Source organism: Cupriavidus consociatus, from assembly GCF_017814975.1.
GTDB lineage: Bacteria > Pseudomonadota > Gammaproteobacteria > Burkholderiales > Burkholderiaceae > Cupriavidus > Cupriavidus consociatus.
Window position 1 is genome coordinate 25,446 of record NZ_JAGIQA010000005.1, and the last position, 23,009, is coordinate 48,454.

Here is a 23,009-nt window from a genome sequence, read left to right on the forward strand (position 1 = left end):
AATGCTCATTGGGGAGTGGAAACCGGCAGCGCCTCGGTCGCGCTGGGGCTGGCCGGCGCGCGCGCCAGCACCAGCGTGAACTGCGCGCCGCCGCCGGGCATGTTGGCCACGCTGAGCTGGCCGCCGAACTCGCGCACGATCGACGACGAGATCGCCAGCCCGAGTCCCAGGCCCTGCCCGGTTTCCTTGGTGGTGAAAAAGGGTTCGAACAGGCGCGGCAGCGCCTCCGGCGCGATGCCGGTGCCGTTGTCGCGCACGGCGAGGGTGACGGTGCCGCTGTTGGTGCCGGTATCGGCCTGCACCTCGATGTCGATGCGGCCTTGCGCCGGCGCCGCCGAGGCGATGGCATCGAGCGCGTTGCCGATCAGGTTCAGCAGCACCTGTTCAAGCTTGAGTTCATCGGCACGCACGGACAGGCCCGGCTGTTCGTCGAGCCCGGCCACGCTGACCGTGACCGCACCCAGCCGCGGCGCCAGCAGCGCCAGCACGTGGTCCAGCGCGGTGCGCACCACCACCGGCCGCCGCACGGGGCGCGCCTTGCCGGCGAACAGCTTGAGCTGGCCGGTGATCTTGCCCATGCGCTCGGTCAGGTCGGCGATGGCGGTCAGGTTGCCTTCGGCGGCAGCAAGCTGGCCGCGTTCCAGCAGCACGCGGGTGTTGTCGGAGAAAGTGCGCAGCGCCGCCAGCGGCTGATTCAGCTCATGCGTGATGCCGGCTGCCATCTGCCCCAGCGCCGCCAGCTTGCTGGCCTGCACCAGTTCGTCCTGCGCCGCGCGCAGTTCGCTTTCGGCGCGGGTGCGCTCGGCCACCTGTTCCTCGAGCTTCTCGTTGATCGCCATCAGGTCGGCGGTACGCGCTTCCACGCGGCGTTCCAGCTCGTCGTAGGCCGCTTCCAGCAGTCGGCGGCTGTACTGCATGTCGCGCGCGCGCTGGCGGCGCTGGCGCCAGTTGACCAGCAGCAGGCAGATGCAGGCATAGGCCAGCGCCGCGGCCACGGTGGCGTTGCGCGCATTGGCCAGCACCGGTTCCAGCGGCGCCATGACCTGCATGGTCCAGTCGGCCGGACCCACCGTGCGGCCCAGTTCCAGGTAGCGGTCGGCGCGCGCGGTGGCGTCAGGGGTAAAAGTGGTGCGGGCCGCAGGCGACTCGTCGCGCACGCGCACCAGCCGCGCGTTGGCGCCCAGCGTGGTCTGCGCGAGCCAGCGCGTAACGAGTGAGTCCAGCGGCTCCAGCGGCAGCGGCGTGACGGCGCGGCCGTGGTACTGGCGCGTGTTTTCCATCTCGGCCTGCAATGCCGGTGGCAGCGGTTGCAGCGTGCGGTACTGCCACGCCGGCACTGACGACAGGAAGATCACGCCATGGTCGTCGCTGACCATCAGCGGCTCGGCGCCGCTGCCGGCGCGCTGGAACCACTCCAGGTTGAGCTTGACCACGGTGACGCCGATGACCTTGCCGCCGGATTCCACCGGCTGCGCGATGTAGTAGCCGGGTTCGTCGCTGGTGATGCCGATGGCGTAGAAGCGGCCCATCTTGCCGCCCGCAGCGATCTGGAAGTAGGGGCGAAAGCGGTAGTCGGTGCCGACGAAGCTGCCGGGCTGGCCATGGTTGCTGGCGGCCAGTGCAATGCCGTTGGCGGCGATCACGTAGGTGGCCGACGCATGCGCGCGCCGGTTGACCTCGGCCAGGTAGTGATTGGCGGCGGCGACGCGCGCCGGGTCGTGGGGGGATTCGAGCAGCCCGCGCACGAAGGGGTGCAGCGACACCAGCGCGGGCAGGAATTCGTAGCGGTCGAGGGTGCTTTCGAGCGTGGCGGCGTAGCGGTCGGCACGCGTGGCCGTGCTCTGCTGCAGCGCGGCCAGGCCACGCTGGAACGACACCAGCCAGGTCAGGCCGCACAGCAACAGCAGGCCAACGGCCAGTGCGACGGCGAAGCCCCACCACCGGCCGCTGCCGGTGTCCGGCGCATGTACCGCGCGGGTGGCGGCGGGATCATGCACGGCTAGGAAATCGTCGGAGTGTGGCATCGGCGCGCGCAAGGGCTGTCGCGCCGATGATACCCGCTGGCGGGCGGCCGCGGCAGCCGCTCATGCAGCTACCCATGCGGCCAATCCCACCGCGGAGCAACTTAGCGGGCGCCCTGGCCGGCCTGGGCAAGCTCGTCGCCATCGCCCACATCGCCGCCGCCCTGCAGTACCTGCACCAGGCGCTTGCGGTCCAGCTCGCGTTCCCATGCCGACACCACCACCGTGGCCACGCCATTGCCGATGATGTTGGTCAGCGCGCGGCACTCGCTCATGAAGCGGTCGATGCCCAGGATCAGCACCATGCCTGCCACCGGGATGGTCGGCACCACCGCCAGCGTCGCTGCCAGCGTGATGAAGCCCGAGCCGGTCACGCCGCTGGCGCCCTTGGAGGTAATCATCGCCACCGCCAGGATGGTCAACTGCTGCATCCACGTCAGTTCGATGCCGGTCGCCTGCGCAATGAAGATCACCGCCATCGTCATGTAGATGTTGGTGCCGTCCAGGTTGAACGAATAGCCGGTAGGCACCACCAGGCCCACCACCGACTTGGAGCAGCCCAGCTTCTCCAGCTTCTCCATCATGTGCGGCAGCGCGGCCTCGGACGAGCTGGTGCCCAGCACGATCAGCAGCTCTTCCTTGATGTACGAGATAAAGCGCACGATGCTGAAGCCGGTCATGCGCGCGATCGTGCCCAGCACCACCAGCACGAAGATGATGGCCGTGAAGTAGAAGGTGCCGATCAGCTTGAGCAGCGGCACCAGCGAGCCCAGGCCGTACTTGCCGATGGTGAACGCCATCGCGCCGAAGGCACCGATCGGGGCCACCTTGGTGATCACGTGCACGATATGGAAGAACACCTTGGAAACCTGCTCGATCAGCTGCACCACGAAGCGGGCGCGTTCGCCGAGCGTGGCCAGCGCGGCGCCGAAGAACAGCGACACCAGCAGGATCTGCAGGATGTCGCCGTTGGCGAAGGCGCTGAAGACCGTTTCCGGGATGATGTGCATGAAGAACTCGACCGTGCTCTGGCCGTGCGCCTTCGATACGTATTGCGCGATCGCCTTGGTGTCCAGCGTCGACGGGTCGATGTTGAAGCCCACGCCCGGCTTGAGCAGGTGCGCGGCGCCCAGGCCGATCAGCAGCGCGAAGGTCGACACCACTTCAAAGTAGAGCAGCGCCTTGCCGCCGACGCGGCCGACCTTCTTCATGTCGCTCATGCCGGCCATGCCGGTCACCACGGTACAGAAAATGATCGGGCCGATGATCATCTTGATCAGCTTGATGAAGCCATCGCCCAGCGGCTTCATGGCCACGCCCGTATCGGGCCAGTAATGCCCGAGCAGGATGCCGACCAGGATGGCGAACAGCACCTGCACATACAGGATCTTGTAGAAGGGTTTCTTCATGGTGTCGTCCTCGGTGTTGACCGTACCCGGGGCGATGGCGCCGCGGGCGCGCGCCGTCAGGGTTGCGGCGCGTTCAGGGACGGGAATTTGCAACCGGCATGCCAGTCCAACTGGTATCGCTAACTGATTGATTCACAAGAAAACGCGGGTTCTGCCGGGACGTGGTGCCTCCGGGATTCCGGAAATCCGGAATCCGGGCTTCCGGAGATTCGGAATGCCGAGGCCGGCAAAGGTGGCCGAGTCGCCACCTGAACGGCCGGCATGCACGGTCATTGGCGTGGCGCGGGTGCCGGAAGGCGCAGGCGTGCCGCCATGACGCCGTATAATTCCGAGCTTCCGTTCAATGTCCCGCGGCCACGCCACCGCGCGGGCCCGCCCTTCTTGTCACCGCATCGCATGAGCAGCTACTACCAGCACCACGTCTTCTTCTGCCTGAACCAGCGCGAGGCCGGCGAGAACTGCTGCGCCAATTTCAACGCCAAGGCCATGCAGGAATACGCCAAGAAGCGCTGCAAGGAACTCGGCATTGCCGGCGGCGAAGGCCGCGTGCGCATCAACAAGGCGGGCTGCCTGAACCGTTGTGAACTCGGACCTGTGCTGGTGGTCTACCCCGAGGCAATTTGGTACACCTTTGTGGACGAGAACGACATCGATGAAATCATCGACAGCCACCTGCTCAACGGCAAGCCGGTCGAGCGGCTGATGGTGGACCGCTGAACGAGAAACGAACCCGCGGCGCTGCCGATGCCGCAGCGCCGATGCCAGACACCGCCGCCCGCACGCCGGACGGTTTTTTCATTTTTTGCCCCGGGATTTCCGGGTTTGAGCCAGCCGGCGTATCACCATCCTGAAGCGCCATCCTGAACGCCTCCTGATTGCCCCTGACCGCCCTATGAACGCGCATACCCAGGTACTTTCCATCGCCGGCCCCGTCGGCGCGATCGACGTTTCGGTGGACCTGCCGCAAGGCGAGCCACGGGGCCTGGCGCTGGTCGCGCATCCGCACCCGCTGTTCGGCGGCACCAAGGACAACAAGGTCGCGCAGACGCTGGCGCGCGCCTTCGTGCAGCTGGGCTATGCCACCGTGCGCCCCAATTTCCGCGGCGTCGGCGCGACCGCTGGCGAGCATGACAATGGCGTCGGCGAGCAGGACGACTTGCTGGCAGTCGTCGCCTGGATGCGCGAGCAGACCGCGTGGTCGGCGCAGGCCGCGACGCTGCCGCTGGCGCTGGGCGGCTTTTCCTTCGGCAGCTTCGTCAGCACGCATGTGGCCCGCCGCCTGGCCCAGGCCGGCACGCCGGCGCAGCGCCTGGTGCTGGTAGGGACCGCCGCGAGCCGCTGGCAGGTGGCCGAAGTGCCCGCCGACACGATCGTCATACACGGCGAGCAGGATGACACCGTGCCGCTCGCCAGCGTGCTCGACTGGGCGCGCCCGCAGGAGCTGCCGGTGATCGTGATCCCCGGCGCCGACCATTTCTTTCACCGCAAGCTGCACCTGATCAAGCAGCTCGTCGTCAACGCGTGGGACCGGTGAGCGGCGCCGCTTAGCCAGCGCGCTATCCCGTCCCGCACGATCCCTTTCTTGTCGGAAACAGAAACAATGCTGAATAGAGCCACGACACGCCTTTCCTCCGCCTTTGCACCCGCCGCCATCGTCGCAGCCGTCGCCACGGCCACGCTGGCCGCCGCGCCCGCCGCCGTCCTTGCGCAGGGCGTGCCGATGCCGCAGGTCGCCGCCAAGTCGTGGATGCTGTATGACGTGACCAGCGGCCAGGCACTGGCCTCGCAGAATGCCGACCAGCGCATCGAGCCGGCCTCGCTGACCAAGCTGATGACCGCCTACCTGGCGTTCGAGGCACTCAAGGAAAAGCGCCTGACGCTGGAACAGACCGTGGTGCCGACCAACCTGGTGCTCAAGGTCAAAAGCGACGAGTCGCGCATGTTCATCGAGCCCAACAAGCCGGTCAGCGTGCAGGACCTGCTGCTGGGCCTGATCGTGCAGTCGGGCAACGACGCCGCGCTGGCGCTGGCCGAGGCCGTGGGCGGCTCGGAAGAGGGCTTCGTCGCGATGATGAACCGCGAGGCCCAGCGCATGGGCATGAAGAGCACCCACTTCACCAACACCGACGGCATTCCCGACCCGAACCACTACACCACCGCGGTGGACCTGGCGACGCTGACCACGCACCTGATCAAGGACTTCCCCGAGTACTACGCCATGTACTCGCAGAAGGAGTTCACCTATAACAAGATCAGGCAGCCCAACCGCAACCGCCTGCTGTACATCGACCCGACCGTGGACGGCGTCAAGACCGGCCACACCAAGTCCGCCGGCTATTGCCTGATCTCGTCGGCACAGCGCCCGCTGGCGAATGTGCCCAACGGCCAGCGCCGCCTGATCTCGATCGTGATCGGCACCACCACCGAACAGGTGCGCACGCAGGAAAGCCTGAAGATCCTCAACTACGGCTTCCAGTTCTTCGACACGCTGCGCCTGTACGACAAGGGCCAGGTGCTGGCCACGCCCGAGATCTACAAGGGCAAATCCGGCACGGTCAAGATCGGCGTGCAGCACGAGACCTTCGTCACCGTGCCCAAGGGCACCGGCGGTCGCCTGAAGCCGGTGCTGGAGCGCCAGGAACTGATGATCGCCCCGATCGCGGCGGGCCAGCAGGTGGGCATGGTCAAGCTGATGGACGGCACCAACAAGGTGGCCGAATTCCCCGTGGTGGCGCTGGAAGAAGTGCCCGAGGCCGGTTTCTTCGGCCGCCTGTGGGACACCATCCGCCTGTGGTTCAAGCGCAAGTGATTGGCATGCGCGGCCTGGGCATGCGCCGGGCTGCGCTGGAGAAAACGACATGACAGCCGACAACCAGGGCAGCGGCAACAAGCCCGGCGATATCCCGCCGGAACAGTCGCTGATCGAATACCCGAGTCATTTCCCGATCAAGGTGATGGGCGCGATGCAGGATGGCTTTGCCGAGGCCATCGTCACGCTGGTGCAGGAGTTCGATCCGGACTTCCACGCGGGCAAGATGGAAATGCGGCCTTCGAGCAAAGGCAACTACCTCGGCCTGACCGTGACGGTGTGGGTGACCAGCCGGGAGCAGCTGGATGACCTGTACCGGGCGCTGACTTCGCATCCGATGGTGAAGGTGGTGCTGTAAGCAGGTCATCTTGTAAGACTAACGCTCCCTCTCTGTGCTCCCCTCTCCCGCCTGCGGGAGAGGGGCCGGGGGTGAGGGCAGGCGCTGGCATACCGACGCCGGTCACTTCGTTCGACACTCCGGCCCTCACCCCCAACCCCTCTCCCGCTCGCGGGAGAGGGGAGCCACTCCCGCAGCGTGTGAAGCGCGCGTCGGGCGCGGCATAGCCTCTTCCCCATACCAACATGAACACCATCACCCTGAAACCCGGCAAGGAAAAATCCCTGCTGCGCCGCCATCCGTGGATCTATGCCACCGGCATCGCCACCACCGAAGGCCGCTGCGAGCCGGGCTCGACCGTGACCGTGCGCGCCGCCGACGGCCGCTTTTTGGCCAAGGCTGCCTACAGCCCCGAATCGCAGATCCGCGCGCGCGTGTGGACCTTCGACGAGAACGAGCCGGTCGACCACGCGCTGTTCAAGCGCCGCGTGGCCGCGGCCATCGCCTACCGGCGCCAGTGGGTGAAGGACAGCAACGCGGTGCGCCTGATCTTTGGCGAATCGGACCGGCTGCCAGGGCTGATCGTCGACTACTACGGCAGTGGAGAGACGGGCCAGCTGGTGTGCCAGTTCAATTCGGCCGGCGTCGAGCACTGGAAGACCGCGATCGTGCAGGCACTGGTCAAGGAGACCGGCTGTCCCAACGTCTACGAGCGTTCCGACGCCGCCGTGCGGCAGCGCGAAGGGCTGGACCTGGTGACCGGCGTGCTGGCCGGCGCCGAGCCCGATCCGGCGCTGTCGGTGACCGAGCATGGCGTGCGCTATTACGTCGACGTGCGCAACGGCCACAAGACCGGCTTCTATGTCGACCAGCGCGACAACCGCAAGCTGGTGGGCGACCTGGCCGCAGGGCGCGAGGTGCTGAACTGCTTCTGCTATACCGGCGGCTTCTCGCTGGCCGCGCTGCGCGGCGGGGCAAACTCGGTGACTTCGATCGATTCGTCGGGCGAGGCGCTGAAGATCGCCGCGGGCAACGTGACGCTGAACGGGTTTGATCCGGAGCGCGCGAGCTGGCTCGACGCGGACGTGTTCAAGACGCTGCGCGAATTCCGCGCAGAAGGGCGTCAGTTCGACCTGATCGTGCTGGACCCGCCCAAGTTCGCGCCGTCGGCGCAGCATATCGACCGCGCCGCGCGTGCGTACAAGGAGATCAACCTGGTCGGCACGCAGCTGCTGCGGCCGGGCGGTCTGCTGTTCACCTATTCGTGCTCGGGCGCGATCAGCATGGAGCTGTTCCAGAAGATCGTGGCGGGCGCGGTGACCGATGCGCGGGCGGATGCGCGCATCCTGCGCAGGCTGTCGGCTGGCACCGATCACCCGATGCTGGCGGCGTTTCCGGAAGGGGAGTATCTGAAGGGGTTGCTGCTGGAGAAGGTGGCTTAAAGGAAGGGTTGTTTCTCCCCTCTCCCGCAAGCGGGAGAGGGGAGCAAACCGGCGCGAAGGCACAACTCACCGCCACATATTCCGCATCCGGCTGGCCAGATCCACCGGCGCCAACGCCGGTTTCACCTTCCCTTCCCCCGGCATCGGCGGCGGCGGCCATGCCCGGCTGTGGAAATTCGGCATCACGCGGTTCGGAATGAACCGCGTGCGCGACGCATACACATGCCGGTCGCCAAATCCCACCTGCTGGTGCACGTAGAAGCGCTGCGGCACGATGACGTCGAGATGGTCCTTGGCCCGCGTCATCGCCACATACAGCAGCCGCCGCTCTTCCTCTATCTCTTCCGTCGTGCCCGTCGCCAGGTCGCTCGGCATGCAGCCATCGACGGCATTGAGCACATAAACGGCCTTCCACTCCTGCCCCTTGGCCGAGTGGATGGTAGACAGGATCAGGTAATCCTCGTCGCGCGAGGGCACGCCGGATTCATCGCTGGAGGCGCTGGGCGGGTCGAGCGTGAGTTCCGTCAGGAAGCGCTCGCGCGCGCCATAGGTGGCGGCGATGCGCTCCAGTTGCTGCAGGTCGGCCTGGCGCGCGGCGGCGTCGTCATGCAGGCGTTCGAGGTGCGGCGTGTACCAGGCCAGCACCTGCTCGAACTCCGACGGCCACGGCGAGGCCGGCGCCATCAGCGCGCGCGCCAGCGTCAGCAGCTCTGCCCACGCGGGTGCGGCAGCCGGCGGCGGCTCGAATTCCTGCAGCGAGAACAGCGGCTCGGTGGCTAGCGCCAGCGCATCCAGCACGCGCGCCGCGGTCTTGGGGCCGATGCCCGGCAGCAGTTGCAGCGTGCGGAAGCCTGCCATGCGGTCGCGCGGGTTTTCCAGCCAGCGCACCACGGCCAGCACGTCCTTTACGTGTGTCGATTCCAGGAACTTGAGCCCGCCGAACTTCACGAACGGGATATTGCGGCGCGCCAGTTCGATCTCGACCTGCGCGCTGTGGTCGGCGGCACGGAACAGCACCGCCTGCGCCATCAGCGCCAGGCCGGCCTCGCGCCGCGCCAGCACCTGCTCGACCACGTAGCGCGCCTGGTCGGCCTCGTCGTTGACGACAATGATGCCGGGCTTCTCCGCCGACAGCCGCTCGGACCAGAGATCCTTGGTATAGCGCTCGGCCGCCAGTCCGATCACGGCGTTGGCGGCCTGCAGGATCGGCTGGGTCGAGCGGTAGTTCTGCGACAGCGTCACCTGCTGCGCGGGCGGTGTGAACTGCTGCGGGAAATCGAGGATATTGCGCACGGTCGCGCCACGGAACGCGTAGATCGACTGGGCATCGTCGCCGACCACGGTCAGGCCGCGGCCATCGGGCCGCATGGCCAGCAGGATCGACGCCTGCAGCGCGTTGGTGTCCTGGTATTCGTCGACCAGGACATGGTCGAAGCGCGCCCCCACGTCCTGCGCGATGGCCGGCTCGGCCATGGCCTGCGCCCAGTACAGCAGCAGGTCGTCGTAATCGAGCACGTGCTGCTTCTGCTTGGCCTCGACATAGCCCGCAAACAGTGTACGCAGCGCATCGGCCCACATCGCGTAGCGCGGGAACTGCTGCTTGAGCACGTCCTCCAGCGGCGCCTGCGTGTTGACCACGCGCGAGTAGATCGACAGGCAGGTCTCCTTTTTGGGGAAGCGGCTGGCGGTCTCGGACAGGCCCAGGTCGTGGCGCACCACGTGCATCAGGTCGGCGGCATCGCCGCGGTCGCTGATGGTGAAGGCGGGCGACAGGCCCAGTGTCTCGGCGTATTCGCGTAGCAGGCGCGCGCCGATCGCGTGGAAGGTGCCCGACCATTGCAGCGCGGCGCGGCCCGCCCCTGTCTGCGTGCCCAGCGCCTGGTCGACGATGCGCTCGACGCGCCGGCCCATTTCGGCGGCGGCGCGGCGCGAGAAGGTCAGCAGCAGGATGCGGCGCGGATCGGCGCCGCCCAGCACCAGGTGCGCGACCCGGTGCGCCAGCGTATTGGTCTTGCCCGATCCCGCGCCGGCAATGATCAGCAGCGGCGCGTCGCTGCCGTGCTCGACCGCGGCGCGCTGCTCCGGATTGAGTCGGGACAGGTAGGAGGCGGGGCCTGTGTCGGCCGCATCGGGGGCAAGGGCGGATTCGAGATCCGCGGCGGGGGCAAGGTCCAGTGACACAGGCAGCAAAGAGATTGGGCGGGCAAAAAAGCTGGCGCTAACTGTATATCCATACAGCCCCGCAGTGCAAGCCGCTTCGCGCGGGATCGGGCACGAATCAACAAAAAAGGTGCTCGATGAGCACCTTTTCCTGAATGTTGCGGGCGACAGCGTTACGCAGACTTTGCCAGCGCGCCGTCCAGCAGCTTGTGCAGCGCATCCCACTCGGGCTCGCCCACATAGCGCTTGAGGATGCGTCCGTCCTTGTCGACCACGAAGGTGGTCGGCGTCAGCTGCACATTGCCGAAGGCCCTGGCAGCGGAGCCATCCGAATCCATCGCGACCTTGAACGGCAGCCCACGCGTCTTGGCGTAGTTCATCACGTACATCGGCGGGTCATAGTTCATCGCCACGGCGACGAACTCCAGCCCCTTGCCCTTGAACTGCTCGTAGGTCTTGACCATGTCGGGCATTTCCTTGATGCAGGTGGCGCAGCTGGTCGCCCAGAAATTGACCAGGTAGACCTTGCCCTTCAGGTCGGCGGTGCTGAGCTTTTCCCCCGACAGCAGCGTGAACGTGGCCGCCGGCGCGGCGTTGGCCGGCGCCATTGCGCGGTAGCCGAACCAGCCCAGCAGCGCCAGCACGACGACGGCGGCGACGATGGGCCAGGGCTTGCGGGAGGACTTGGCGGAAGCGGAAGTGGTCATGGGAAGGGGGAAGGCGGGAAAGCGAATTCTCTTCGGGCAACGACACATTCTAATGCCGCAGGCGCCGCCGTGCTGCCCGGGGTGTGCTGCGGCAATCTGCCGCGATGCCGGGGCCGCCGCGCGGTTCAGCGCCGTGTGGCGATGGCGGCGCGTGCCTGGTCCAGCGCCTGCTCCAGGTAGGCGCCGTAGAAATCGGGCTGCATGCCGCGCAGCGGACTGGCGGCGGCGCGGCCCTGCCGATCAAGGAACAGCACCGTCGGCGCCACCCGCACCTGGTGCGCCCGCGCCCAGTCGCGCGCGGTGGTCACGCTGCCGTCGGCATCGCGCAGCGGCGTGGCGGCGGTCAGGTCCAGCTCGCGCACCGCGATCTCGCCGGCGGCGGCCTGCGGGCCGAGGTAGTTGCGGCGCACCGCCTCGCAATAGCCGCATTCCGGCATCGACACCAGCAGTACCAGCGGCTCGCCGCGTTGCGCGGCGTCGGCGCCGTGCGCGGCCAGGTCGGTGGCGGCGGGCAGGTGCGCCGTGCCCCCCGCCAACGCCGCGCCGGCGGCCGCTGCCAGCAGCGCGCAGGCGGCCAGACGCGCGAGCCGGAGCAGGGCGGTCCGGGTTGGTAAGACGGGGCGGGGCAAGGCGGGAGCAGGCATGCGGTCGTGAAAAACTGTCAGGCGGCGCACCCTGCACCGGGGCGCCGCTTCCGCGATAATACCGGTTTCCGCCCGCAGCCGACGGCGGTCGCCAGAGCCGTTCCATCGCCTGCGCGCGCTGTCCGCCACACGCTTCTCGCATGCGTCCTCTTTCGCCCCCGTCATCGAGCCCTGCCGCCCTGGCCCGCAGTCCCATATTGCGCCGCGCCGCCGTATGCGCAGCGCTGGCCCTCTGTGCCTGTTCGCCCCGCTATGACTGGCGCACGATCCAGTCGGGCGAGGGCGCCTATGCCGCGCTCTATCCCGGCAAGCCCAGCAGCGCCGCGCGCGACGTCACCATCGCCGGCCGCAAGCTGCCCATGACGATGGAGGCCGCGCGCGTCGACGACACGCTGTTCGCCGTGGGCGTGGTCACGCTGCCCGCCGACGACGAAGGGCTGCGGCGCGAGGCGCTGGCGGCGATGCAGGCGGGCCTGCTGGCCAACCTCGGCACGGCGTCGGGCGAGCCGCCGCGCACGCGGCCGGTCACGATCACGACCGCCGACAAGCCGGGGCGGCAGCTTGCCGGCGTGGAAGTGCAGGCCAGCGGCGTGTCGCCGCAGGACCAGTCGCCACGGCGGCTGACCGCGCGGCTGGTGGCGGTGGGCGCGCGCGCCTACCAGGCCGTGGTGCTGGAGTCCGGCGACGCCGCGCGCGACCAGCGCCAGGCCGAGCAGGTGGAGCAGTTCCTCGGCGGCTTCCATCCGTTCTGACGTCCCGAAGGGCGCCGCGGGCAAACAGGGTTCGTGCCGTGGCCGCGTCAGCGCGGCGGCGGCAATTGTCGTCAAAGGAGAATCGAAATGCGTTGGGAAGTGTGGCTGGCTTATTTCGCCGCGTGCTGGGTGATTGCGGTGTCGCCGGGATCGGGGGCGGTGCTGTCGATGAGCCACGGCCTGTCGTATGGCCTGCGCAAGACCACTACCACCATCTTCGGCCTGCAGACCGGGCTGGTGATTGTGCTGCTGGTGGCCGGCGGCGGGCTGGGCGCGCTGCTGCTGGCCTCGGAGCAGGCCTTCATGGTGGTGAAGACCGTCGGCGCGCTGTATCTGATCTACCTGGGCTTGCAGCAATGGCGCGCGAAGGTGCAAGACAGCGAGGGTGCCAGCGAGGGTCCCGCACGCGTGGCCGTGATGAGCCCGCGCCGGCGTTTCGCCACCGGGCTGCTGACCAACGTGACCAATCCCAAGGGCATCATCTTCATGGTCGCGGTGCTGCCGCAGTTCATCGATCCCAATCACCCGCTGGCGCCGCAGCTGGCCATCCTGGCGCTGACCATGTGCTGCGTCGACCTGGTGGTGATGCATGGCTACGCGCTGCTGGCCTCGCGCATGCAGGGCCTGTTCCGCAATGCGCGCGCGGTGCGCTGGCAGAACCGCTTCTTCGGCGGCGTGCTGATGGCGGTTGGCGCGGCGCTGTTCTTCGTGCGCCGGCAGCACGCCTGAGCGCCGGCACTGGCGCCAACCCGCGGGGTTTGCTTCAATGAGTGGGAACCCCGGCCACGGAGAGCCACATATGCCAGCCTCGCAGATTCCCCGCGCCGGCGCGCGCGTGCTGCCGCGCCACACCGTGCCTCCGGTGGAAGAACCCTCGCCGCCGGGCGTGCCGCCCGACTTGCCATTGCCGCCGGAAGAAGATCCGGTGCCGCCGCCGGTCGAACCGCCGGTGGCGACGCCCGCCGGAAGACGCGCGTAGGGATCGCCGCGGCCCGCCCGGACCGCGTCACGCCGTCCTCCCCTCGTCGGCACGGCGCGGCGCTTTGCGCGGCGCCGGGCATAGCTCGCCTGTCACGCTGGGGGCGCAAAGTATGGCGGTCCATGCCGCGGCATCGTCCCGGGCGCGCTGGAACCCGCGCCTGTGCCTGGGTGGGGGCCACCGTGCTGACTGGCTTGGTTCATGCGGGCCTGCCGCGCGTGCCGGCCGGGCTCGCGCTGCCCGACCCACATCGCGCCGGTGTTCCCGGCAAGCAAGGAGCCCGCCATGCCTACCAGCCGTTCCGCATCTTCAGCGTCTTCCTTCGGCACGCCCGATCCGCGGCCGGTGGACCTTGTGATCTTCGGCGGCGCCGGCGACCTGTCGGCCCGCAAGCTGCTGCCCTCGCTGTACATGTGCCATCGCGACGGCAACCTGCCCGAGGGCACGCGCATCATCGGCGTGGGCCGCCATGAATGGGATGCCGAAGCCTTCGCGCGTTTTGCCGACGAGCGGGCGCAGCCCTTCGTCGATGCGCGCTACCTTGATCCCGAAAAATGGCGCGCGTTCCTGCAGCGGCTCGACTTCGTGCGAGTGGATGCCTCGCAACCCGGCCACTACGAGACGCTTGGGAAGGTGCTGCGCAGCGAGGCGCTGCACATCTACTACATGGCGATGCCGCCGGGCCTGTTCGCCGCGACCTGCGACAACCTGGCCGGGCACGGCCTGATTGCCGACGACACCCGGCTGGTGCTGGAGAAACCGCTGGGGGTCGACCTGGCCTCGGCTATCGCCATCAGCGAGGTGGTGACGCGCTACTTCAGCGAAGACCGCACCTACCGGATCGACCACTACCTCGGCAAGGAGACGGTGCAGAACCTGATGGCGCTGCGCTTCGGCAATTCGATCTTCGAGCCGCTGTGGCGCACGCCGTTCGTGTGCAGCGTGCAGATCACCGTGGCCGAGACAGTAGGCGTGGGCTCGCGTGGCGGCTTCTACGACGAAGCCGGCGCCATGCGCGACATGATCCAGAACCACCTGCTGCAACTGGTCAGCATCCTGGCCATGGAGCCGCCCGCATCGCTCAACTCGGATGCCGTGCGCGACGAGAAGCTCAAGGTCTTGCGCTCATTGCGCCCGATGTCGCCCGAGGACGTGCGCCGCAACACGGTGCGCGGCCAGTACACCGCGGGCGCCATCGGCGGCGAGCTGGTGCCCGGTTACCTGCAGGAGGACGGCATCCCGGCCGACAGCCGCACCGAGACCTTCGTGGCGATGCGCGCGGAGCTGGGTACCTGGCGCTGGAACAAGGTGCCTTTCTACCTTCGCACCGGCAAGCGCATGCAGGAACGGGTGACCGAGGTGGTGATCCAGTTTGCGGGGGTGCCGCATTCGATCTTCGATCCCGGCAGCACGCTGCGCGCCAACCGCATGGTGATACGGCTGCAGCCGGAAGAGTCGGTGCGGCTGATGCTGATGGTCAAGCAGCCGGGCGAAGGCATGAAGCTCAAGCCGCTGAGCCTGGCGCTGAACCTGGACTCGGCCTTCACCACGCGTCGCGCGGAAGCCTACGAGCGGCTGCTGCTTGACGTGATCCGGGGCCGGCTGGCGCTGTTCGTGCGGCGCGACGAACTGCAGGCCGCCTGGACCTGGGTCGATCCGATCCTGGAAGCCTGGCGGCATCAGGACGAAGGCCCGCGCCCCTACACCGCCGGCACCTGGGGGCCGGCGGCATCGTCCGCGTTCATGGCGCGCGAGGGCGTGCAGTGGTCGGAGGAAGCCTGAACGCCGCCGTCACCGCCTTGCCCGGTGCGCCAGTCGTTCAGGGGTTGGCCCTGCCGCTTCGCTGCGGCTGGCGCTAGCCGGCCATCCGCAGCGCCCGCCGGTACTGGATCGCCTCGCCCACGTGGCTGGCGGTCAGTACCTCGGCGCGATCGAGGTCGGCAACCGTGCGCGCCACCTTCAGCACGCGGAAGTAAGAGCGCGCCGACCAGGCCAGCCGCGTCATCGCGCCGCGCAGCAGCGCCTGCGCCTGCGGCTCCAGCACGCAGTGCTGCTCGATCTCGCGGCCGCCAAGTTCGCTGTTGGGCTTGCCTTGCCGCGACAGCTGCAGCGCCCGCGCCGCCAGCACGCGCTCGCGCACCGCGGCGCTGGGCTCGCCCGGCGGGCCGTCGAGCATCTCGCCCTGGTCCTGGGCGGGCACTTCGATCTGCAGGTCGATCCGGTCGAGCATCGGCCCGGAAATGCGCGACTGGTAGCGGCGCACTTGGTCGGGGGTGCAACGGCATGGCCGGTCGGGATGCCCGAGATAGCCGCACGGGCAAGGGTTCATCGCCGCCACGAACTGGAAGCACGCGGGAAAGTCCGCGTGCCCGTTGGCGCGCGCGATGGTGATGCGCCCGGATTCCAGGGGTTCGCGCAGGACTTCGAGCACCCGGCGGTCGAATTCAGGCAACTCGTCCAGGAACAGGACGCCGTGGTGCGCCAGCGAGATCTCGCCCGGCCGCGGGTTGCCGCCACCGCCGACCATGGCCGGGCCCGACGCGGTGTGGTGCGGCGCGCGGCAGGGGCGCCGGCCCCACAGTTCGGTGCGGAAGCCGCCCGGCGTCAGGCTCATGACCGCGGCGGATTCCAGCGCCTCCTGCAGCGACATCGGCGGCAGCAGGCCCGGAAGCCGTTGCGCCAGCATCGACTTGCCGGTGCCGGGCGGACCCACCAGCAAGGCCGAGTGCTGACCGGCCGCCGCCACCTCCATGGCCCGGCGCGCCTGCGCCTGCCCGCGTACGTCGCGCATGTCGGGGCCGCTGGCGATCGACTTCGGCAGCGCGGCGGGCGCGGCGCGCGGCAGGCGGGCGTCCGGCTGGCCGCCGAGGTGCTCGCATACCTCGCGCAGCGTGGCGGCGGCGTGGACGGCCAGGTCTTCGATCAATGCCGCTTCGGGACCATTGTCGCGCGCCACCAGGAAGGCGCATGGGGCGGCGTCGGCAGCGTGGCGCGCGGCGTTGTCCTGCGCCAGGCACATCGCCATGGCCAGCGCGCCGCGCACTGGCCGCAACTCGCCCGACAACGACAGTTCGGCGGCGAATTCGTGGGCGTCGAGCGCATCGGACGGGATCTGGCCGCTGGCGGCCAGGATGCCCAGCGCGATGGCCAGGTCGAAGCGCCCGGATTCCTTGGGCAGGTCGGCCGGGGCCAGGTTGACGGTGATGCGCCGGTTGGGGAACTCGTAGCCGCTGTTGAGGATGGCGGCGCGCACGCGCTCGCGGCTCTCGCGCACGCCGGTGTCGGCCAGGCCGACGATGGTGAACACCGGCAGGCCGTTGGCCAGGTGCGTTTCCACGCGCACCGGAGGCGCGGCGATGCCGGTCAGCGCGCGGCTGCGCAGGACGGCAAGACTCATGTCAGGCCCTCCATGTCATCGAATTGTTAACAAAAAAGGCCGCCAGGATTGGCGGCCTTCAGGCAGGCTGGCTCGGTCCGGTGGGACTGGCGGGCTCACGCGCCTCCGGTGGAGTCCACCGCGCCGGCGCCAGGCGGAATGCCGGCGCGGCGCTCAAGTTCGGCCACGCGGGCTTCCAGCTCTTCCAGCCGGGCGCGGGTACGGGCCAGCACCTGCGATTGCACGTCGAACTCCTCGCGCGTGACCAGGTCGAGCCGCGCAAAGCCCTGCGTCATCATGCTGCGCACGTTCTTCTCGATGTCCCTTGCCGGCGAATTGCGCAGCGCCTCGCTGACCTTGTTCTGCAGGTCGTTGAAGAGATCGGTCGGTTTCATGGTTTCTCCTTTGCGCACCTGACTGGTGCCAATCCCGGTGGGCATCTGGCGTATCGCGCGCTTTCGCACTGCTTTTGGGCGCCCTGAATGCGGGCGGAAATCCCGTGGCGCAGGCGCACGCCGCCCCCGTCAGGTTTCAATTATCGCCCGTGAGGCACGTGGGGGAAAGCTCTTGCGTGCCCGCCTTCACACCTTTTCACGGGATCTGGCTTTGGTGCAAGGCAGATTGAAGCGCGGCCTGGGTCACCGGCGCGACGGGGACGGGGTTCCCGCTCGGGTAATTCTCATCGGCTGGCACGGCAGTTGCAGTAGTGATCGCGCCTGCCTCACCAAAATCCAACAAACGAAATCCGAGCCATCCCAGGAAAAGGAGAAGAAATCCATGAAGAAGTTGGCCCTTGCAGTCAGCGCGGTCGTCCTGTCCGGCGCCGCCGCCACCGCGTATGCCCAGAGCACCGACGCGGCAGCGGCGCCCGCCGCCGCCGCTGCCGAGCCGGCATCGCCGCACACCTTCACGGCCAACGTGTCGCTGGTTTCTGACTACCGCTATCGCGGCATCAGCCAGACCAACCTGCGCCCGGCCATTCAGGGCGGCTTCGACTATGCGCATGAGAGCGGCTTCTACGTGGGCAACTGGAACTCGAGCATCAGCTGGCTCGAGGACGCCAACCCCGCCGTGTCGGCGCCGGTCGAGATGGACTTCTACGGCGGCTTCAAGAACACCTTCAAGGTGTCGGGCGTGGAACTGAGCTACGACCTGGGCGTGCTCGAGTACTACTACCCGGGCGGCTACAACAACCCGCGCCCGTACACCACCGAGCTGTATGCCGGCATCGGCTGGGGCCCGGTGTTCCTGAAGTACTCGCACTCGGTCACCAACCTGTTCGGTTGGGCCGACAGCAAGAACAGCTACTACGTCGACCTGACCGCCAACGTGCCGCTGAACTTCTGGGACCTGACTCTGAACGCGCACGTCGGCTACCAGGGCGTGAAGCACAACAGCGACGCCTCCTACACCGACTGGAAGATCGGCCTGACCAAGGACCTGGGCAAGGGTTTTGCGCTGGCCGTGGCCTACGTCGACACGAACGCCAAGGAAGTCGCCTATACCAGTGCCAACCGCGGCCGCTACCTGGGCAAGGCGACGGCCTGGGCCTCGATCACCAAGACTTTTTAATCACCGCTGCAGGCCGGGCAGGCTGAAGCAGGCCTGCCCCAAGGAGAACCCGGATGAAACTCATCATCGCAGTCATCAAGCCGTTCAAGCTCGACGAAGTGCGCGAGGCACTGTCGGACGTAGGCGTGTCCGGCATCACCGTCACCGAAGTGAAAGGCTTCGGTCGCCAGAAGGGCCATACCGAGCTGTACCGCGGCGCCGAGTACATCGTCGATTTCCTGCCCAAGGTGAAGATCGAGGTGGCGGTGCCCGACGACGTGGTCGAGCGCGCCATCGAGGCGGTCGAGAAGTCGGCCCGCACCGGCAAGATCGGCGACGGCAAGATCTTCGTGGCACCGATCGAGCAGGTCATCCGCATCCGCACCGGCGAGACCGGCGGCGATGCCCTGTGACCCAAGACAGCATAGAGACAGAGGCTAATCACATGAAAACCTGGATCAAGCGATTCCTGACGGCCGGCGCGATGGCGCTGGCCATCGGCACGGCGGGCGTGGGCATGTCCGCGCCTGCCGCCGCACAGGACAAGCCGGCGGCGGAGGCTTCGGCCCCGGCCGCCTCGGCGGCCCCCGCTCCCGCCGCTGCTGCAGCGGCAGCCGCACCAGCCGCCGCGCCGGCTGCCGCCCCCGCGGCGGCGGCCCCGGCCGCTCCCGCTGAAGCCGCCGCCGCACCGGCAGCCCCGCAGCCCAACAAGGGCGACGTGGCCTGGCTGCTGGTGGCCACCGCCTTCGTCATCCTGATGACGCTGCCGGGCCTGGCGCTGTTCTACGGCGGCCTGGTGCGTTCCAAGAACATGCTGTCGGTGCTGATGCAGTGCCTGGTGATCTTCTCGCTGGTGGCGCTGCTGTGGGCGATCTATGGCTACAGCTTCGCCTTCACCGAGGGCAACGCCTTCTTCGGCGGCACCGACCGGCTCTTCATGAAGGGGCTGACGGTGGAAGCCATGGCGGCTACCTTCAGCAAGGGCGTGGTGATCCCGGAACTGGGCTTCTTCGCCTTCCAGTGCGCCTTCGCCTGCATCACCTGCGGTCTGATCATCGGCGCCTTCGCGGAGCGCGCCAAGTTCTCGGCCGTGCTGGTGTTCGTGGTGCTGTGGTTCACCTTCGCCTACACCCCGATGGCGCACATGGTCTGGTTCTGGCCGGGTCCTGACGCCTACACCGACGCTGCCGCCGGCGCTGCCGCGACCGCCAAGTCGGGCTGGCTGTTCCAGAAGGGCGCGCTCGACTACGCGGGCGGCACCGTGGTGCACATCAACGCCGCCGTGGCGGGCCTGGTGGGCGCGTACCTGTTCGGCAAGCGCATCGGCTTCGGCCGCGAGGCGATCCGTCCGCACAGCCTGACCTTCACCATGGTCGGTGCCTCGCTGCTGTGGTTCGGCTGGTTCGGCTTCAACGCCGGCTCGGGCCTGGAAGCCAGCGCCGGTGCCGCCCTGGCCTTCGTCAACACCCTGCTGGCGACCTGCGCCGCGGTGCTGGCGTGGACCTTTGGCGAGTGGATCGGCAAGGGCAAGCCGTCGATGCTGGGCGGTGCCTCGGGCGCAGTGGCCGGCCTGGTGGCAATCACCCCGGCAGCCGGTTTTGTCGGCCCGATGGGCTCGATCGTGATGGGCCTGGTGGCTGGCCTGCTGTGCCTGTGGGGCGTGACCGGCCTGAAGCGCATGCTGGGCATGGACGACTCGCTGGACGTGTTCGGCGTGCACGGCGTGGGCGGCATCGTGGGCGCGCTGCTGACCGGCGTGTTCGCCGCGCCGAGCCTGGGCGGCACCGGCATCTACGATTACGTGGCCAACAAGGTGGCGGAAGACTATTCGATCGCCGGCCAGCTGTGGGTGCAGTTCGAAGGCGTGCTGACCACGGTGGTGTGGTCAGGCATCGTGTCCTTCGTGGCCTACAAGCTGGTGGACATGCTGATCGGCCTGCGGGTGCCCGAAGACGAAGAGCGCGAGGGCCTGGATATCACCTCGCACGGCGAGACCGCATATGAAGGCTGATCGCCAGGGTGTTGTGCTGGAGAGCTGATTGGGAATCGGTCTCTCAGGAGTTTTGCCCGGCCGCGAGCCGGGTTTTTTCTATGTCTTATCAAGCGGGCATTATGACCGACCACAACGCGATGCCGGATCGCGGGGCGGCTGCCCGGAGAAAACTCGCAAAAGGCGCCAGCCCAATGCCGGAGCGGGCTGGCAGCCGATCTCCCCGGCACGCACGCGGGCTTTTCGCAAAGTGCTTAACTCCGATCTTAAAAAGCTTCAATTGTCTTTAATGTGCGGGGCACATACATTGCCAGTGAGGCAGTTTCCTCCACCTGCAGAACGCTCCCCGTATCTGTCAGGCCATTTAAAAGCGCGGTGCTTACCGCGCTTTTTTTTTGCCCGCGGCGGCGGCCCTTTATTTCCCGCGCGGCGTCCCCATATCGTTTTCCCTCATGCCACGGGCCTGCATATCCTTATCAGGAGTGTGCCAGCGCCTGTTTGGCCGTTCCTCTACAATCGGGGCGAACGATAAAGACGATCTATAGGATGGATATGGTCCCGCATCTCATCACCGCGCTGAACGGTCCTCTGCTCGAACTGGAGAAGAAGATCCTGGACGCCACCCCGTCGATCGAGCGCTGGTTCAGGCTGGAATGGCAGGAGCATACGCCCCCCTTCTATTGTTCGGTGGACCTGCGCAACGCCGGCTTCAAGCTGGCGCCGGTCGACACCAACCTGTTCCCGGGCGGCTTCAACAACCTGGCACCGGAAATGCTGCCGCTGGCCGTGCAGGCGGCGATGGCGGCGATCGAGAAGATCTGCCCCGATGCCAAGAACCTGCTGCTGATTCCGGAACGTCACACGCGCAACATGTTCTACCTGCAGAACGTGGCGCGGCTGTCGCTGATCATGCGCCAGGCGGGGCTGAATGTGCGCCTGGGCTCGCTGTCCGAGGAAATCACCGAGCCGACCCCGATCGAGCTGCCCGATGGCCAGACCCTGGTGGTCGAGCCGCTGGCGCGCCTGGGCACCAAGGGCCGCCGGCTGGGGCTGAAGGACTTCGATCCGTGCTCGATCCTGCTGAACAATGACCTGTCGGCCGGGATCCCGCCGATCCTGGAAAACATCAACGAGCAGTACCTGCTGCCGCCGCTGCATGCCGGCTGGTCGACCCGCCGCAAGACCAGCCACTTTGCCGCTTACGACGAGGTGGCCAAGAAGTTCTCCAAGCTGATCGACATCGACCAGTGGATGGTCAACCCGTACTTTGCCCGCTGCACCGGCGTGAATTTCCACGAGCGCGTGGGCGAGGAAGAGCTGGCCGACGCGGTCGAAGGCGTGCTGAAGAAGATCGCCAAGAAGTACCGCGAGTACGGCATCAAGGAAACGCCATACGTGGTGGTCAAGGCCGATGCCGGCACCTACGGCATGGGCATCATGACCGTGCGCGACCCGTCCGAGGTCAAGGGCCTGAACCGGAAAGAGCGCAACAAGATGAGCGTCGTCAAGGAAGGCCTCGAGGTCAGCGACGTCATCATCCAGGAAGGCGTGCACACCTTCGAGAAGGTCAACGAGGCGGTGGCCGAGCCGGTGGTCTACATGATCGACCGCTACGTGGTGGGCGGCTTCTACCGCGTGCACACCGGCCGCGGCAACGATGAAAACCTGAACGCCCCGGGCATGCATTTCGTGCCGCTGGCGTTCGCCCCCAACGGCATCCCCGACAGCCATGCCAAACCGGGTGCGGCGGTGCCGAACCGCTTCTATATGTACGGCGTGGTGGCGCGCCTGGCGCTGCTGGCGGCGTCTATCGAACTCGAAAAGACCGACCCGAACCCGATCCTGTGACGAGCCCTGACGAGTCCTGACTGATGCGCATCCTCTTCATCACCGATCCGCTGGAGACCTTCAAGACCTACAAGGACTCCACCTATGCCATGATGACCGAGGCCGCCGCGCGCGGCCACGAGCTGTACTGGTGCCTGCAGCCGCAGCTGTGCCTGTCGGGCAGCACCGTCGAGACGCTGGCCACGCGCCTGCACCTGACGGGTGACGACAAGGCCTGGTACCGCGAAGGCAACAGCGCGCTGGAGCCGCTCTCCGCCTTCGACGCGGTGCTGATGCGCAAGGACCCGCCGTTCGACATGGAATACGTCACCAGCACCTGGCTGCTGGAGCTGGCCGAGCAGCAGGGCGCGCGCGTGTTCAACAAGCCGCGCGCGATCCGCGACCATTCCGAGAAGCTGGCGATCGCCCAGCATCCGGAATTCATCACGCCGACGCTGGTGACGCGCGACCTGGCACGCATCCGCGACTTCCATGCCGAGCACCGCGACATCATCGTCAAGCCGCTCGACGGCATGGGCGGCATGGGCGTGTTCCGGGTAGGCACGGACGGCATGAACCTGGCCGCCATCGTCGAGACGCTGGGCCAGGACGGCGCCCGCACCCTGATGGTGCAGCGCTACATCCCGGCGATCAAGGACGGCGACAAGCGCATCCTGCTGATCGGCGGCGTGCCGGTGCCCTATTCGCTGGCGCGCGTGCCGATGGCCGGCGAAGTGCGCGGCAACCTGGCCGCCGGCGGCAGCGGCCGCGCCCAGGAGCTGAGCCAGCGCGACCGCGAGATCGCCGAATCGCTGGCGCCGGGGTTGTGGGAGCAGGGCCTGCTGCTGGTGGGCCTGGACGTGATCGGCGACTACCTGACGGAAGTCAATGTGACGAGTCCGACCTGCTTCCAGGAAATCACCCAGCAAACCGGGTTCCACGTCGCGGCGATGTTCATCGACGCGCTCGAACACGCCGTGGGCGCCGCCGGCAGCTGAACGGCAA

General features: G+C 67.6%; 21 protein-coding genes. 14 read left to right on the forward strand and 7 right to left on the reverse strand.

Annotation, left to right across the window (positions count from 1 at the left end):
* Window positions 1-5 precede the first annotated feature (5 nt).
* Together J8I82_RS08475 and J8I82_RS08480 are read right to left on the reverse strand one after the other, a co-directional pair.
* Window positions 6-2,024 carry a sensor histidine kinase gene (locus J8I82_RS08475; RefSeq protein ID WP_209756284.1) on the reverse strand — a complete coding sequence of 673 codons (2,019 nt, stop codon included), beginning with the start codon at window positions 2,022-2,024 and terminating at the stop codon, window positions 6-8.
* Between the two features lie 101 nt (window positions 2,025-2,125).
* Entirely contained in the window at window positions 2,126-3,430 is a 1,305-nt protein-coding gene (locus J8I82_RS08480; protein ID WP_209756817.1) for a dicarboxylate/amino acid:cation symporter, read from the reverse strand.
* A 396-nt stretch (window positions 3,431-3,826) separates the two neighbouring features.
* On the opposite strand from J8I82_RS08480, the gene J8I82_RS08485 reads away from it, so the two are divergent.
* The 5 genes from J8I82_RS08485 to J8I82_RS08505 all read left to right on the forward strand — a co-directional run bounded on the left by J8I82_RS08485 (window position 3,827) and on the right by J8I82_RS08505 (window position 8,018).
* A complete protein-coding gene (locus J8I82_RS08485) occupies window positions 3,827-4,147 on the forward strand; it encodes a (2Fe-2S) ferredoxin domain-containing protein (protein ID WP_209756286.1) in 321 nt (106 codons plus the stop codon).
* A 175-nt stretch (window positions 4,148-4,322) separates the two neighbouring features.
* Complete coding sequence (locus J8I82_RS08490; protein WP_209756288.1) at window positions 4,323-4,964, forward strand: alpha/beta hydrolase; 642 nt, start codon at window positions 4,323-4,325, stop codon at window positions 4,962-4,964.
* 66 nt (window positions 4,965-5,030) lie between these two features.
* Entirely contained in the window at window positions 5,031-6,239 is a 1,209-nt protein-coding gene (locus J8I82_RS08495) for a D-alanyl-D-alanine carboxypeptidase family protein (protein WP_209756290.1), read from the forward strand.
* Window positions 6,240-6,288: 49 nt separating this feature from the next.
* Entirely contained in the window at window positions 6,289-6,597 is a 309-nt protein-coding gene (locus J8I82_RS08500; protein ID WP_209756292.1) for an HP0495 family protein, read from the forward strand.
* 224 nt (window positions 6,598-6,821) lie between these two features.
* Entirely contained in the window at window positions 6,822-8,018 is a 1,197-nt protein-coding gene (locus tag J8I82_RS08505; RefSeq protein WP_209756295.1) for a class I SAM-dependent rRNA methyltransferase, read from the forward strand.
* 66 nt (window positions 8,019-8,084) lie between these two features.
* On the opposite strand, the gene J8I82_RS08510 is transcribed toward J8I82_RS08505, so the two are convergent.
* From J8I82_RS08510 to J8I82_RS08520, 3 genes are all read right to left on the reverse strand, one after another.
* Window positions 8,085-10,199 (reverse strand): ATP-dependent helicase, encoded by a 2,115-nt coding sequence (locus J8I82_RS08510; RefSeq protein ID WP_431831538.1) that lies wholly within the window; start codon window positions 10,197-10,199, stop codon window positions 8,085-8,087.
* A gap of 152 nt (window positions 10,200-10,351) precedes the next feature.
* Window positions 10,352-10,885: a TlpA disulfide reductase family protein gene (locus J8I82_RS08515; protein ID WP_209756300.1), complete on the reverse strand. Its 534-nt coding sequence runs from the start codon at window positions 10,883-10,885 to the stop codon at window positions 10,352-10,354.
* Between the two features lie 125 nt (window positions 10,886-11,010).
* On the reverse strand, window positions 11,011-11,529 hold the full coding sequence (locus J8I82_RS08520; RefSeq protein WP_245179576.1) for a thioredoxin fold domain-containing protein: 519 nt from the start codon (window positions 11,527-11,529) through the stop codon (window positions 11,011-11,013).
* Between the two features lie 140 nt (window positions 11,530-11,669).
* On the opposite strand from J8I82_RS08520, the gene J8I82_RS08525 reads away from it, so the two are divergent.
* The 4 genes from J8I82_RS08525 to zwf all read left to right on the forward strand — a co-directional run bounded on the left by J8I82_RS08525 (window position 11,670) and on the right by zwf (window position 15,042).
* On the forward strand, window positions 11,670-12,281 hold the full coding sequence (locus tag J8I82_RS08525; protein ID WP_209756301.1) for a hypothetical protein: 612 nt from the start codon (window positions 11,670-11,672) through the stop codon (window positions 12,279-12,281).
* Window positions 12,282-12,368: 87 nt separating this feature from the next.
* Window positions 12,369-13,010, forward strand: coding sequence for a LysE family transporter (locus J8I82_RS08530; protein ID WP_209756302.1), 642 nt, complete (start codon window positions 12,369-12,371; stop codon window positions 13,008-13,010).
* 70 nt (window positions 13,011-13,080) lie between these two features.
* Window positions 13,081-13,260: a hypothetical protein gene (locus tag J8I82_RS08535; RefSeq protein WP_209756303.1), complete on the forward strand. Its 180-nt coding sequence runs from the start codon at window positions 13,081-13,083 to the stop codon at window positions 13,258-13,260.
* Between the two features lie 285 nt (window positions 13,261-13,545).
* Window positions 13,546-15,042, forward strand: coding sequence for a glucose-6-phosphate dehydrogenase (zwf, locus tag J8I82_RS08540; protein WP_209756304.1), 1,497 nt, complete (start codon window positions 13,546-13,548; stop codon window positions 15,040-15,042).
* A 73-nt stretch (window positions 15,043-15,115) separates the two neighbouring features.
* On the opposite strand, the gene J8I82_RS08545 is transcribed toward zwf, so the two are convergent.
* Both J8I82_RS08545 and J8I82_RS08550 read right to left on the reverse strand, forming a co-directional pair.
* On the reverse strand, window positions 15,116-16,657 hold the full coding sequence (locus tag J8I82_RS08545; RefSeq protein ID WP_209756305.1) for a YifB family Mg chelatase-like AAA ATPase: 1,542 nt from the start codon (window positions 16,655-16,657) through the stop codon (window positions 15,116-15,118).
* Window positions 16,658-16,752: 95 nt separating this feature from the next.
* Window positions 16,753-17,031 (reverse strand): accessory factor UbiK family protein, encoded by a 279-nt coding sequence (locus tag J8I82_RS08550; RefSeq protein ID WP_133093584.1) that lies wholly within the window; start codon window positions 17,029-17,031, stop codon window positions 16,753-16,755.
* A 382-nt stretch (window positions 17,032-17,413) separates the two neighbouring features.
* Between J8I82_RS08550 and J8I82_RS08555 the strand changes: the two genes are divergently transcribed.
* From J8I82_RS08555 to gshB, 5 genes are all read left to right on the forward strand, one after another.
* Window positions 17,414-18,208 (forward strand): TorF family putative porin, encoded by a 795-nt coding sequence (locus tag J8I82_RS08555; RefSeq protein WP_209756306.1) that lies wholly within the window; start codon window positions 17,414-17,416, stop codon window positions 18,206-18,208.
* Between the two features lie 53 nt (window positions 18,209-18,261).
* A complete protein-coding gene (locus tag J8I82_RS08560) occupies window positions 18,262-18,600 on the forward strand; it encodes a P-II family nitrogen regulator (protein ID WP_010814843.1) in 339 nt (112 codons plus the stop codon).
* A gap of 32 nt (window positions 18,601-18,632) precedes the next feature.
* Window positions 18,633-20,198: an ammonium transporter gene (locus J8I82_RS08565; RefSeq protein ID WP_209756308.1), complete on the forward strand. Its 1,566-nt coding sequence runs from the start codon at window positions 18,633-18,635 to the stop codon at window positions 20,196-20,198.
* Window positions 20,199-20,729: 531 nt separating this feature from the next.
* Window positions 20,730-22,025: a glutamate--cysteine ligase gene (gshA, locus tag J8I82_RS08570; protein ID WP_209756310.1), complete on the forward strand. Its 1,296-nt coding sequence runs from the start codon at window positions 20,730-20,732 to the stop codon at window positions 22,023-22,025.
* Between the two features lie 23 nt (window positions 22,026-22,048).
* Window positions 22,049-23,002, forward strand: coding sequence for a glutathione synthase (gshB, locus tag J8I82_RS08575; RefSeq protein WP_209756312.1), 954 nt, complete (start codon window positions 22,049-22,051; stop codon window positions 23,000-23,002).
* Window positions 23,003-23,009: the final 7 nt, after the last annotated feature.